The sequence below is a fragment of the Dendronalium phyllosphericum CENA369 genome (assembly GCF_016056275.1).
Classification (GTDB): domain Bacteria; phylum Cyanobacteriota; class Cyanobacteriia; order Cyanobacteriales; family Nostocaceae; genus Dendronalium; species Dendronalium phyllosphericum.
On the sequence record NZ_JAECZA010000012.1, the window covers coordinates 99,945 to 113,936 of the forward strand.

Annotated in this window: 11 protein-coding genes; 3 read left to right on the top strand and 8 right to left on the bottom strand. The window is 42.5% G+C overall.

Translation table 11 applies throughout. The features are described from left to right. Positions 1 to 92 precede the first annotated feature (92 nt). The gene (locus I8752_RS05085; RefSeq protein ID WP_214431239.1) at positions 93 to 1,283 is read left to right on the top strand and encodes a PP2C family protein-serine/threonine phosphatase; all 1,191 of its coding nucleotides are present in this window, start codon (positions 93 to 95) and stop codon (positions 1,281 to 1,283) included. A gap of 32 nt (positions 1,284 to 1,315) precedes the next feature. On the opposite strand, the gene I8752_RS05090 is transcribed toward I8752_RS05085, so the two are convergent. The 6 genes from I8752_RS05090 to I8752_RS05115 form a co-directional block, all read right to left on the bottom strand. Then, positions 1,316 to 1,642: an STAS domain-containing protein gene (locus I8752_RS05090; RefSeq protein ID WP_214431240.1), complete on the bottom strand. Its 327-nt coding sequence runs from the start codon at positions 1,640 to 1,642 to the stop codon at positions 1,316 to 1,318. 111 nt (positions 1,643 to 1,753) lie between these two features. Beyond that, positions 1,754 to 2,458, bottom strand: a complete 705-nt coding sequence (locus tag I8752_RS05095; protein ID WP_214431241.1) for a PIG-L deacetylase family protein — start codon at positions 2,456 to 2,458, stop codon at positions 1,754 to 1,756. Positions 2,459 to 2,599: 141 nt separating this feature from the next. Then, a complete protein-coding gene (locus I8752_RS05100; RefSeq protein ID WP_214431242.1) occupies positions 2,600 to 4,585 on the bottom strand; it encodes a glycosyltransferase in 1,986 nt (661 codons plus the stop codon). A gap of 31 nt (positions 4,586 to 4,616) precedes the next feature. Next, positions 4,617 to 6,080, bottom strand: coding sequence for a DUF3131 domain-containing protein (locus tag I8752_RS05105; RefSeq protein WP_318780812.1), 1,464 nt, complete (start codon positions 6,078 to 6,080; stop codon positions 4,617 to 4,619). Positions 6,081 to 6,217: 137 nt separating this feature from the next. Beyond that, the gene (locus tag I8752_RS05110; RefSeq protein WP_214431244.1) at positions 6,218 to 8,968 is read right to left on the bottom strand and encodes a DUF3131 domain-containing protein; all 2,751 of its coding nucleotides are present in this window, start codon (positions 8,966 to 8,968) and stop codon (positions 6,218 to 6,220) included. Positions 8,969 to 9,107: 139 nt separating this feature from the next. Beyond that, on the bottom strand, positions 9,108 to 9,332 hold the full coding sequence (locus tag I8752_RS05115) for a phage integrase N-terminal SAM-like domain-containing protein (RefSeq protein ID WP_214431245.1): 225 nt from the start codon (positions 9,330 to 9,332) through the stop codon (positions 9,108 to 9,110). Positions 9,333 to 9,574: 242 nt separating this feature from the next. Here I8752_RS05115 and I8752_RS05120 point away from each other — a divergent pair, with 242 nt between their 5' ends. Together I8752_RS05120 and I8752_RS05125 are read left to right on the top strand one after the other, a co-directional pair. Next, positions 9,575 to 10,414, top strand: coding sequence for a hypothetical protein (locus I8752_RS05120; RefSeq protein ID WP_214431246.1), 840 nt, complete (start codon positions 9,575 to 9,577; stop codon positions 10,412 to 10,414). Positions 10,415 to 10,462: 48 nt separating this feature from the next. Beyond that, complete coding sequence (locus I8752_RS05125; protein ID WP_214431247.1) at positions 10,463 to 10,843, top strand: hypothetical protein; 381 nt, start codon at positions 10,463 to 10,465, stop codon at positions 10,841 to 10,843. A gap of 304 nt (positions 10,844 to 11,147) precedes the next feature. Here the strand turns inward: I8752_RS05125 and I8752_RS05130 are convergent, their stop codons facing one another. Then, positions 11,148 to 12,755: an FAD-dependent oxidoreductase gene (locus tag I8752_RS05130; protein ID WP_214431248.1), complete on the bottom strand. Its 1,608-nt coding sequence runs from the start codon at positions 12,753 to 12,755 to the stop codon at positions 11,148 to 11,150. 177 nt (positions 12,756 to 12,932) lie between these two features. Further along, the gene (locus tag I8752_RS05135) at positions 12,933 to 13,979 is read right to left on the bottom strand and encodes an ABC transporter substrate-binding protein (protein ID WP_214431249.1); all 1,047 of its coding nucleotides are present in this window, start codon (positions 13,977 to 13,979) and stop codon (positions 12,933 to 12,935) included. Positions 13,980 to 13,992 lie beyond the last annotated feature (13 nt).

Sequence of the window (13,992 nt, forward strand, 5' to 3'; positions counted from 1 at the left end):
AAATTCCATTCTCAATTCTGGCTTCTTACTCCTGAATTCTATTTTTTTAAAGCAATTACTTACTTGTTATTCTACTGATTCAACTGTAATTTATGTTTAAAATTCTAGTTATTGATGATGACCCTATAGTGCGAGCGGTACTGAAAAGAACACTCCAAAAGCAGGGTTATGATATCACTGTAGCTAGCAATGGTGAGGAAGGAATTACACAAGCAAAACTGCTACGTCCTGCTTTGATTATCTGTGACTGGATGATGTCCCAGCTAGATGGGCTAGAAGTGTGTCGTCGAATCAAAGCAGATCCAGAATTGGCAACTACTTTTTTTATCTTGCTGACTGCTAAGGGAGCGGCTCCAGGAGAGGAGGAAGATAGAGTTAGGGGACTTGACGCTGGAGCTGACGAGTTCATCTCTAAACCAATAGAGATGAATGAGTTGAAAGCACGGGTAAGGGCAGGATTAAGATTACACCAACTTAATCAGGATTTACAAAGTAAAAAGCAAGCTTTGGAGACACTCAATCAGAATTTGCAAACCCAAAAGCAAATTTTGGAAGCAGAATTGGCTGAAGCAGCTGATTATGTGCGATCGCTTCTTCCCTCACCACTGGTAGGCGCAGTCACTACAGAAGATTTGTTTATTCCCTCAGCACAGTTAGGAGGTGATTGCTTCGATCATCATTGGCTCGACGACGATCGTTTAGCAATTTATCTGTTGGATGTATCGGGACATGGGGTAGGTTCGGCTCTTTTATCGGTATCTGTGCTGAATGTTTTGCGATCGCAATCTCTACCGAACACCAACTTTTGTCAACCTAGTGAAGTTCTAAAAGCACTCAATAACGCCTTTCAAATGAGAAAGCACGGTGATAAATACTTCACAATCTGGTATGGAGTTTATCACCGCCTTAAACGTCAACTCATTTATGCCAACGCCGGACATCCACCAGCTTTACTGTTATCTAGTACTTCTACAACAGGTATCCAAGTTAAACAGTTAACTTCTTTAGACCTACCAATTGGCTTTTTACCTGATGTCCAATTTGATGATGCTGTTTTAGAAGTTGCAGAAAACAGCACTTTATACATTTTTAGTGATGGTGCTTATGAAATTAATCAGCCAGACGGTAAGATTTGGGGTATCGATGCATTCATTGACTTACTAACCAAATACAGCCAGGAAGATACCTGTAATCTAAATCAAGTATTAGCAAAGATTCTTACCTTAAATGCTCAAGATAATCTTGATGATGACTTATCTTTAGTAAAAGTTAACTTTGGTTAGCTTGTCAAATGTTTGTATTGATATTTTGCCGATTATTGTGTTGCTAGTACTTGACGATTGAATTCATCTCGATCGGCGAAGGTTTGAAAAATTCTATCCATTTTAGTTAGTTCAAATAACATCCTAACTTGGTCGCTGATGGAACAGACAAAAAGTTTACCATTAGCATTTCGTACCATTTGCATTGCTGATACCAAAGCACCTAAACCAGAACTATCGATAAACTTTACTTCTTTCATATCGAGTAATAAAATATCGGCTCCGTTTGCGACAATAGTGCTAACTTCACGACGCAGTTCATTACCTCTAATTCCATCTAATATCCCAGATAATTCTAGTATTTTTACACTTTGATTCATGGTTTTTTCCCTATTATTTTGCTCAATAAGTATATGTTGATATTTTGGCACTTACCTAGTATAAACGGCAAGATATCCTACAATAATTTTGTGTTATCCATGCAAGTTATTCTATTTCAATGCTTGGTTGTTACTATTTGCTAATGCAGCAAAAAAGCTAGCATCAACCCATTGCCTAGAAATTTCAAAAGCTTCAAAATAACCATCTTTTTGACCTAATTCTCGCGCCCAAAAGCGGGACAAAACAAGGATGGCATCGAGTTGCATGAATGCTTTATTTACCTCTGATTCATAACAACCAATAGCTGCGACCTTTTCTTCAATTACAGAAGTAATATCTACAAAAAAGTTTGGTTCAAAACCACGTAAAAAAACAGGTGGTGCAGAATACCATAATGGTATGTTTTTGCGGGTAGCAACATTAGAAACCGCGATCGCGCACACTTCGTGATCTCTGTGCCCATATTTTTCAGGTTGTGGTGTGTGAGTAATAATCAGATCCGGTTGCCAACGTCCAATAGCTTCTTCAGTAACTTTAATCACTGCTTGTGTTGAGAAATTACACTCCTCAAGAGCATAAAACTCATAACTAGCACCGATGATTTTCCCGGCTTCCTCTGCTTCTTGATGACGCGTACCCTTGATAGAAGAACTAGAAAGACTACCATCAGTCAAAATTAAGCAACGAACATTCCATCCTGCTTTAGACATCAGGCTAAGAGTACCAGCAGCAGGTAACACTTCATCATCAGCATGAGCATAAACTGTTAAGACAGTACGTTGACCAAACTTGTTTGAATCTAAATAAGTGTTCATAGGAGTTCGTTGTCAGTTGTCAGTTGTAAAGAGTGCTGAGTGCTGAGTGCTGAGTGCTGAGTGCTGAGTGCTGAGTTAGGAGTTAGGAGTTAGGAGTTATTTATTCTCCTCTCCCCTGCTCCTCATCCCCGCGTCCCCCCGTCACCGCGTCCCCGCGTCCTCTTTCGTCGGTTGCCAAACGGATGCGCGGATGATGGCCCACAAAAGTAATAAGTTATAGATAGCCCAAGCACCATTTAGTAGGTGAACTTCTGGATAATTCAGATGACCGATCGCAAAGCGGTAAAGGCTCCACAGCATTCCTAGAATAGTGAGAGTGAAGACAACCAACTGCGGCCACACAAGCCTAAGATAAATCCCGGATTGCCGTTGCTTGGGTGTTACTTGGAAATTGAGTTTTTGTCCTGTGAATACACTCAATACAGCTTGGATTAATAAGGGGAATAAAGCGATCGCATATTGTTCGGAGCGCCAAACTTCTCTAGCTGGAATGCCCCAAGTGGCTGCTAAGAAAGTTAAACGGTTAATAATAAAAGCTGGGAAAAAGTGTAGGGCAAAGTCAGGGCCGTAGGTTTTAACTGGAATAATGTCCGTGAAAAAATAGATAATTGGACAAGCAATAAAAACCAGCGTCGCAAAACCAGAGAAATAGCTATACATCGTCTTAAAATAGTGCAACCTTTGCCAAAACGTTAGCCCCGATTTTGTCAGCGGATTTTCTCTTAGTAGTACTTGGATAGTTCCTTGTGCCCAGCGTAGCCGCTGTTTAAGAGTAGAACTCAAATCATCTGGTGCTAAACCTTCTGCCAGAAGTTCATTGTGATAAATAGATTTCCAGCCAGCACCATGCAGACGCATAGCTGTATTCATATCTTCTGTAATACTGTTGCTGGATACACCACCAATTAATTGAAATTCATTTAAACGTTTTTCATCTTTGGCAAACTCATCAGCAAAATATTGCAATCCAACGCTAATCAGTGCTTCCCGCCTTAAAATTGCATTTGTGCCTGTATAAAAAGCGGCATTCATGCCATCTTTACCTTGTTGGAGCGGGCCATAAAATAAATTCGCTCGATGTCCAAAAGGATCGCCTGGCGGAATGTTGTAAAAGTCTTGGCGTGTTTGGACAAAAGCAATTTGATTCTGGTCGTATTTCCCTGTGAACAGATTATAGGTGTAGAAATAAGGCAGAACTCGCTTGATAAATTGTGGTTTGGGAATATGGTCAGCATCTAGGGTGAGAATAAATTGTCCTGAAGTTTCTCCAGAAAAAATTGCGTAATTAAGATTACCCGCTTTCGCGTGATGGGGTACACCAGCAGGTTTCGGACGAGCAATGTAGCGAAACCGAGCGAGTTCAACTAATTCTAGTTCTTTCTTGCGAATAGCTTCTTCTAAGGCTTTACGTTCGGTAGTTAGGCGATCGCTAATACTATAATGCTCTGGAGGCAACCAAAGAATAAACTGTCGCAGACTTTGCACAAATCCAGCCCTAACCTCTGATTCTGATGATGCTTGCAGCCATTGTTCAGCAGCTTGAGTATCAGGTGTGAGATTTTCCAGTTGCTTCAGCCGTTCCAATAAATAAGAGTGTTCTGCATAGATCCGCTGTGCTTCTTGCTGTAATTGTGGTGACTGCAAATCTGCAATACACAATCTTTCTGTCATCGCTCGCATGTCAGCCGAGTTACCATCATCCAGCACATAAACGCGTAACTTTGTTGCTGGGTAATCCATCGCCAGAGCGGCTTTGGCAGTTTCTTCGACAATTTCCGGCGGTTCGTTATAGCAGGTGACAAACACATCCACTGTCGGCCAGTCGGATTTCGGTATAGATGGGGTCATTTGGTCGAGAGACTTAATCTGTCGGACTAAAGGTCGCCACAACCCAATTACAAACATTACACCGCCGAAATAGCTATAAATTTCTGCTATTAGCAAAGGAATAGAAATCCAAAGCGCATCAAAATTGATCGAATGGGTGATGCGCCATTGCAAATACCAGATACCGAAAATTAAATTGATTTCTGCTAGATAGCGAAATAACAGCGTTCTTTTTTTGAGTAATGAGCGACTGTTGCCGGGAAAGTTGGAAGAATTATCAATAAGAGAAACTGAAGTCATCTTAGTACCAGTGATTAAAACGATTTAATTTTTAATTTCCGACTAGTGGATGTCTGCCTCTAGCTTTATAAAGCAGACTTTCTAAAACGATCGCATTTGTATTAACGTCAACTGAAGCATTAACACCGAGTTGAGAATTCTCATATCGTCCTGAAAAATAACCGCGATTTTTATCTGATAAATTTTGAGCAAAGTTTCGTAGCATTTTCGTGTAAGGGTCATCTGGCATGAGCGCAAACCAACAAAATGCCGCTTTCGTACTAAAAAACCGGAATTGGGGATAGGCTTTTCCTCTGGTGTTAAAGGCTTGCCAAGGTTGACCATCGGCGTAGACACTGTAATACAGAAAGTAAGGAGGACGATCTAAAGAATCTTCATTTACAGCAGTCAAAATTCCAGTCCGCTGAAATCTTTGTACTTGCACTTTCAAAAGATTTTGCACTTGAGGCTTAACTGCATCATTCCAACCCATTTCTAAACCCCAGAGCAGATAAGGATCGTTAGTCAGATAGTTAGTCGCTCCAGAGTTTTTGAAATTACGCTCGTCGATTTGTAGAGTAATACCATCCACTTCAACCGCCTTGATTGGTGGATTAAACAAAGCATTTGGGGCTTGAATATTCCACAACTTTAAACTGTGAGCAGCGTATTGCTCGTAGCCTAACCGTCCTTCCTGTACTTCCAGAAGTCCCCCTGCTTTGGGAATAGCACCATTTAACCAACCATCTTTGACAAGCTTCGATAGATTCCAACGGGCGACGATGCGATTGATGCGATCGCTATACTCTGGATAATGCGATCGCATCACATGTAATCCTAATAAAAATCGCGCCATATCCAAGGCTGACCAACCGCTGATCCCCTTGGGATCGGGGGTGTCATTGAGTTGGCGCATTTGGGCAGTATGGGTGCTATAAGCTTTGTTGGGTAAATTAGTTGCAGGTAGTGGTAGTTTTTCCAACGTCTGGAGCAAAGTGTTCATCCGCTGTTGAAACATTTCTTTCGGCAATAACCCTAACTGACGAGCCGCATGAATTCCTAATAAAGCGCTACCCTGATCCCACCAAGTTGTCCAAGGCAAATTGTCTACCGAATTGACAAAACCTGTTTGGGGATTCCAATTGCGATCGAAATACTTCCAGGCCCGCCCCGCAGCAATTCGATCCGCTTCTTGAGTCAATCGTGGTAAAGAAATTGCTGAAGCAGGAGTAACAGGTCTTTTGGGAGTAGCTTCTGGTGTAGGAGTGGGTGGAATCACCCTAGGTATCGGAGGTTTTGGTGCAACTGAGGGCGTTGGAAACGGCAAGTCAAGATTAAAGTTATCTGGTGCAGCAATTAATTGACGACGTTGTTCAAAGCTATTCCCATCTTTGAGGGGAACAGTTTGCCACACACAACCATCTCTTGCTGTAGAGGTAGATTGAAACATCCGAGGAATGGAACAAATCAGGGGTTGCTGAGTTGTCGTTGCATACAACACTGATTGCAAAATCACGCTTGTTATCCCTGTCATCTCCATTTAAATCATTTGCATACCCACTCAATAAGTATTCCCTAGTTACATTCATGGCTAACAACCTATTTGGGTAGGGATGGGGAAAGAGGACGCGTCCCCGCGTCCCCGTGTCTTCCTTAGCTACCTGAAACCCAGTAACTTCTAGAACTATCAGACATTAATCGAGTTTGTTGTCTCGCAGCGTTGGGTAAACCTCGCCCAGAATTGCCCTTGTTAACTGCTTCCCACCAAGGAGAGTTCATGGCGGTAGTTGGACGAATTAAGGGTTGTTGATTCATCACCTTGTACAGCAAGGATTGCAAAACCATACTGTTGGTGCTACTAGTGAAACCAATTGCTGTTTTACCCGTGGTTTCATAGAAGCCTTCATAAAATCCCGCTGATGGATTATATAAGTCAGTTGTTCCTTGCAGTAATTGTTGACTATACTTGTCTTCTGGAAGCAGGGCATGATAAGCAAAAGCTACTGCTGTACTTACCACTCGCCCCTTTGGTACAGGTTGACCATTATCTGCTAAAGCCACCCAAGGTTCACCTTGCCCAGTAATTGTACTGTGGACAGTGTAAGGCTTGCGATCTATTAGGGTAGTGGCTGAGGCTGTAAGAGTGTCGGTGCGACGGTAGCGTTCGGCTTGCACTTGGAAAATTGGTTCAAAGAGCGATCGCATTTGTGGATCTAGTCCAAACTCCAAAGCATAGAGTAAGAAAGGATTGCTGACTGTGTATTGGTTTTTAGAGTTAGTATCCTTTCGGCGGCGTTGGATTGGTACTTTCACTCCCTCAATTGAGGCGGTTTGATATTCACCCCCAACAGCAGAATGCTCTACATTAAACCCCCATAATTGAAAAGCACGAGCGGCATATTCTTCATAGCCTAAGCGGGTTTCAGGAATGACACGGGTAAGCGATCGCTCATTATCTTTTGCGGTTGTAGCACTAGAAAGAATACCTTCGCGCACCACACGTAAGTATGACCAATCCAGCACAATTTTATCTACGGCAGCTGTGTATTCTGGATGACAAGTTTTTAAGTTGTAAAGCGCTGCTAGTATCCTGCCTAAATCTAAAGCTGACCAGCCATTTCCTTGGGGAACTGGATTTCCACCATAATCTATTGATTGCAGGGTTCGCGTATCGTAACCCCGACTCGGTAACTCTCTAGCAAACAACGGTAACTTTGTCAAGGCTGCTAAAAGATGCCGCGTGCGCTGGTCAAATTCTTTGGGAGTGATTAGATCGAGCGATCGCGCTGCATGAAGAGCTGCGAGATAATCTCCTAAGCCCCAGAGAGTCGCACCTTTGAAATCGCTGCGATCGTCAATCAGCCCACTTTTGGAGTGATAATTTGCCTGAAAGTATCGCCAAGCCGCCTCTGCATAGCGGCGTTCAATAACTGTCAACGGTCTTTCTAGTTTGAGATTTAATGGCTTGGGACTATCCACTGGTGGAATAGGTGCAACGGCCACTTCCATCACTTTAGAAGTATCTACAGGAGTTGCAGTCGGAGGCGTAACAGGAGAATTTGCAGGCGTAGCAGGAGAAGCATTTTCACTGGGCTTACCAGTAGACACACTCACAGAACCAGAGGCAATTAAAGGGCGATTTCCCCTAGCTTTGTAGTATAAAATCTCCAAAATCAGCCCATTAGTATTACCTGTCAAAGCTTTATTGGGTTGCTTTGATTCTTCATAGATACCAGCATAGTAACCACTATCATCAGGACTGCGGAGATCCTTAACAGCATCAAAAACCTTTTGGGCATAGGCATTATCAGGAAAAAGATAGCGCCAGCCAAAAGCAGCTTTGGTGCTGATGCTACGAAACTGTGGATAAGGCTGGTTGGCATCCGTGATTGTTGCCCAGCTTGCACCGTTAGCGTAGATGGTATTGTAGAGAAAATAAGGTGCTTGGTCAATATTGTCTTCTGTGACCGCAGTCAATTGACCTGTGGTATCATAACGCCGTTTTTGCACGTCTAAAACTCTGGCAGCAAAATCAGCTAACTCACCTTGCAAGCCAAATTCAATCCCATCAAGGATATAAGATTCACTAACAACATAATTATTGGCGTTGGTGCTTTTAAAGTCACGGGTATCAACTGGAATTTGCACGCCATTAATTTCAACTAACTTGAACGGTTCTAGGGAAATAGCCTTGGGTGCTGAGAAACCCCAAAGTTGATAGCCTCTGGCGCTGTATTCTTCGTAGCCGAGTCGTCCTTCTTGTACTAGTAATGTTTTGTTGTCTGGGAGAACAGCAGCTCCAAAAAGTTGTCCATCTTTGAGCGATCGCCCTAGTTGCCACTTCGCTACAATTCCTTTGAGCCAATCATTATATTGAGGATGACAGGTGCGGATGACATCAAATGCAGCTAAAATTCGACCGACATCTAAAGCAGACCAGCCAATACCCCGCTCTAGCGGATTATTACCATAATCAACCATCTGTGCATTGGCGGCGTTATAGACTTTATTTGGTAAAGTATCCTCAAACAACTTCAGATTGCTGAAAGTCTGCAAAAACTTGTTGAGACGTGCATCAAAGTCTGCTTGGTCAGTCAGATTTAGCGATCGCGCTGCATTCAACGCCATCAGGTAATTACCCATATCCCAGAGCGTACCTGAAGGATAACCCCCAGTGGAATTAGTAAATCCCGTTTCTGGTTGATAATTTTTGACAAAATACTGCCAAGCAGCACGAGCGTAAGTTTGTTCTTCAGGAGTGAGTGGGGCTGTAATATTGCTACAACTATCGGAATTTTGGGATAAGACTGGTGTTGGGATGTAAAGCAACAATTGCAGAAATGTTCCAACTAGGAATAATGCAATCCATCTCAACAGCTTTTGTTGACGGAGTTTGTATATCATAATGCAAAAAAGGAGTTAGGAGCGTCATAGCTCATCTGTACAGCTATATTCGTAAATCGAGCTTTGTCAGGTCTATTCTTTTCGTAATGGCTTTATCAATTCAGTCAGTAGCGCCAGCGAACAACATCAAATCGCGCACTCATGATGGATTTTGAGTTGATGCAGCGATGTTTTCTTTAACAGCTAAATGTTTTGTGAATGCTTCTATTTCCGCATTCTCCATATCTTGAGGATGGCGCTTATTATGAACAAAGATGTAACGCCTAATCCGGTCAATGTGGCTTTTTTCTGTTTTGTAAGAATAATGCTTAAGCCGAATTGTCTTGTGAACCTGTTCTAGTAGCTTTTTTGAGCGTTCTTGCATAGAGTAATATCTAGAAAATTTCCGTATAACGTCATGAATCGGATATTATCTGGAAAAATTTTGGATATCACCAAGAAATATACTGAAAATTAGGTATTTAAAACTAAAATCTGGTATTTACACGGAAATCTTCGATCTAATATCTAAAATAGGGTATTAAACCTAAAAATTTTGTAAAATAAGCCAAATTTAGATACTTAATATAGGAAAATCCTATACAATACACCGATTAGGAAACATTGATGACTGGAAGGATTGTAGAGCAAGGGAAAATTGTTGACGTTGGAGTTAGTAGTTTCAAAGACCCAGCAAACTCAGCAGGTCTATACATAGCTTCATCTAGCCTATACCAAACATATCGTGTTGACCGCAATAGGGTTAAACAGATTTGTGAAAGACTATATCAACATTTAATTGAAAAAGTAAGCAACCAGAACTTAGGGGATGCAAGATTCCGCATAGTCACATACAGAGAAGATTCAACAGGCTTTAGCCAAGTCAGCGCCAAAGAGTATGACAATCAAGAGCGTACCTATATTCTTATTACTCGCGATACTCTTCGCTCGACACGTGCAACTATTCTGGTACGCTTTCTAACATATGGTGAAAATCTTTATGTTGGTGTTGGTACTTATGTACTTGGTAAACTAAATCTTTGCGCTTTCATACGGAAGATAATATTAACACTTATTATCCCTTGGTTTGCAATCGCTCCTCTATCGTTTTTTCCTGGCATCAATCAATTACTTTTTCTTCTGTATCTTTGTCTTATTGCTTTTTCTTGGGCAGGATTAGTCCAAAGAATCATAGAAGTGGGTGATATCAAAACAGCACTTCGTCTGGAGTTCAATAAAGCTCTAGACCTTGGCTCTTTCAACCTTGATGACGTAGTAATGTTTTTAAAGAGTACTCTACACACAACTGTGACATCAATACGGGATGTTTTAAAGCAGGAGGGACTCCCTGTTGAAACGTTAGATGCCTTTGTTCAGAACATTAATAATAATATTAATCAAAATTTCACGGGTCCGGTAGGAGGAGTGACAGGAACAGGTGTTGTCAAGGTCAATCCTTTAACCTGAAAACGATCAATAGCAGTGCAAAGAAAATTATGTGAGGTTCCAAAACTTATGGCAGAGGTTAAACAGACCTTTCATGCACCAGTTGGTGGTGTAACTGGTACGGGTGATGTAAATGTTACGCAGACCAACCAGACTACTGAGCAAAATTTTGATGTACTCTTCTCCGACTTCAAGCAGTTCCTTGCCGATCTTCAAACCAGATATCCTACTATCAATGACGAAGTTGTTGTTACACAAATCATTGATGTAGAGGCTAAACTCATCGAAGCCAAAGACCAAAAGCGTTGGCAAAACTTTCTAAATCTAAAACGTCTTTGGAATGGTGGTAAAAAAGCGGCAATCAAAGTTGGGGAGCATTTTGTTGAACAAAATCCTTGGGGCAAGGGGGCGATTGCTTTTCTTGAAGGTGTGAGTGAAGACACGAAATGAAGATACAAGAGATCGTGTGTTATTTAGACATCTCCATAAATTAAATATGCATTCGCCAAAACCCTTTTTAGCGAACGCTGGCGTTTAGTTCAGTCATTATTAACTTCAATTCAACAAGAAATGCTATTGTTTAGTCCTCCAAACCCAAGTGTAGTTATTGGCTTCAATAACGGCACTATCGTACATTTAGCTATTTTTGGTTAGACGCTTGACTTGCCAGTGTTACCAAACTGCTTCTGTAGAGAACAAGAAGAAATAAGGCTATTACCTCATTTCTTCCTACCTCCAAGGTGTGGCTTGAGAATCACACTGTTACTAATTCCCGTTTTGCAACCACAGATTCAGGCTTGACCCAAATCCGATCTAAACCACCACTCAACAGACGATATTGTTGGTTGGGGTCTTGTCCCGGATAATCCATACGCTTGTGCATTCCTCTGGTTTCTTGGCGTTGCAAACCACTGTTGTACATCCAGCGTGCAGTTGCAACCATCGCTGCTGCTTCGCGCGATCGCACAATTTGGCTATCATCGAGTATTTGGCTATTACGGATTTCTTGCCAGAGGTCATCCAGTCTCTCCAGCGAGGCACTTAAACCTGTAGCAGTGCGGAAGAGGTTGCGATCGTAGGGGAAAACTTCAGCTTGAGTTGTGGCGATCGCTTCATCCGGTGAGAATGTACTATTACCTTCACCATGCAATCCCGCTTCTCCCACACCCTGTACACTACGTTGGGTGGCTTTTCCTCCCAAACTCAAGGCATAGCTAGCAGCAGATTGTCCAGACCAATAGCCAGAAGACATTGCCCACGCTGCATTATGACTACCACCACCTGTGAAGCCACCACAAATTAACTCTCTAGTAGCTGCATCTCCTGCTGCATAGAGTCCACTAACTGAGGTAGCGCAGGTGTAGTCTGCAATCCGAATCCCACCAGTACCGCGTACAGTCCCTTCTAAACGTAAGGTTACAGGGAATCGTTGAGTAAAGGGGTCAATCCCAGCGCGATCGAAAGGAACAAAGAAGTTAGGCTGAGACGATCGCATCCAGGCTATCGTCTCCTCATTCATATCTCGATCTAGACGTGCATATACTGGCTGAGTCAGCAAAGTTTTAGCAATCACCGAGCGACCGCGCTTAGAACCTGCACCTTCAATTACAGTGCCATCTTCATAAGTAAAAGATGCCCAATCGTAATAACGAGTCTTGGTGACAGAAGAAAAAGCCGGAGAAATTGCATAAGCATTAGAAAATTCCATCCCAGAGAAGTCAGCACCCGCCTCGGCTGCCATCAATAAACCATCCCCAGTGAGGACATTACAACCCAAAGCCTTACTCAAGAAAGCACAGCCACCTGTAGCAATCACAACTGCCCCGGCTCGGACTTTCCAACGTTCCCCAGATTGACGATTGATACCCTTAGCCCCAGCCACAGCACCTTCTGCATCCACCAACAACTCTAAAGCCGGACTGTGGTCTAAAATTTTTACACCTGCTTGCTTAATTTTCCTCCGCATAAACCGCATATAATCTGGGCCTTGCAAGGAACGACGGATAACTTTGCCATCAGCATCCACACTGAAAGGATAGCCCTCATCAGCCAGGAAGTTAATATTGTTGTAGGTGCGATCTAATACCCTAGTCATCCAATGACGATCTGCCAGAAAGCCTCCCATCGCTTCCCGACTCACCATTGCTGCTTCTCGTTGTTCTGGATCTGGTGGAACATACCACACACCATTCCCAGAAGCTGCGGCTGCTCCACTTGTACCGCAGTAACCCTTGTCTACTAAAACGACTTTTGCCCCACTGGTTGCAGCACTCCAAGCAGCCCAAGTACCAGATGGGCCACCGCCGATAATTAATACATCGGTCACTAAATCTAGATTAGAAGCATCTTGACTGATATTCATGAAATTTACTCCTTATAAAGTTAAGAAAAGGGGAAGGGTAAAGCTTCCCCAAGAATGCGAGAGTAGCTTTTATAGCAAAGTGCTGAGTGCTGAGTGCTGAGTAGAAATCCATTTGTTTCAAAGCTTTGAGCAATCAACACTGTCCTAAAGGGTGTGACTACGGCTATACAAAAAGTTTTAGGGATTGGAGATTTGCCAATCTTTGATCTCAAAATCAGATTTCAACAATTTCTGATCGGCTAAAAATTGCTTTGTTGAATTTAAGAGTTTCAATCCTTCTGGTGTAAAAGGTTCAGTGGGATAAAGGTCTAGTGGATAGGATTCTTTAACGATCGCCAACGGCACATTCCCACTTGCCTGAGCCGCAAACTGGTAGAATGCCTCTGGATTTGCCTTAATTTCCTGCAATGCTTGTCGTCTAATCTGATTCCACTTTTGCGGGAGTTCTGGGTGTCGAGAGAGGAAATTTTCTGTCACCACACTGACCCCCGTCCCCACTAACCCCTGATGATCTTTGGCTCGATCTATTGCAGGAAATCCTTGAGAAACTAATGTTGGCCCTGCTCCCATAGCAAATGGATAAGCGGAAATATCACCTCTTTCTAATGCTGGTTTTGCATCAGCAGCAGGAATCTGTACTACCTTCACATCCTTAGTCAGTCCCTCTTTTTCCAGTAAACCCATCAGATAGCGATGAGGATAAGTGCCTTTAGCAACTCCTATTTTTGTACCTTTAAGTTGTGCAACTGAGCGTACACCATTTTTCTTAGTAATTAACCAAGCATTCTGACCAACTCTTGTCTGATTAATTAATCGAGTTGGCAAACCAGCTGCTCTACCAACTAAAGCTGGCGTATCTCCATACAAACCCATATCTAATTGACCACTAACTAGAGCTTCGTTAAGTGCCGGGCCTCCGACAAAGGGAATAAATTTCACTTCTGTCACACCCAGGCTTTTGAGCGCAGGTGTCAATGTCCCTTTTTGCAACGTCCAACCCTCTGGGCCTATAGGTAACTTACTTTCGGAACTGATAAAGCCAACTCGTAAAACTAGAGTTTTCGCCTCTGTCGAATTTCCTCCAGTATTGGATGAAGCTACTGCTAAGTTATTAGACTGGCTTTGTTGAGAAGCACAACTGGCAAGACCGGATAAAAGCACAACAGTTGTGACTGAAGCCAAAAAACGATGTCTAAAACTGCGCTCAAGTGCATGGGTACTCATAGACTGAAAATAG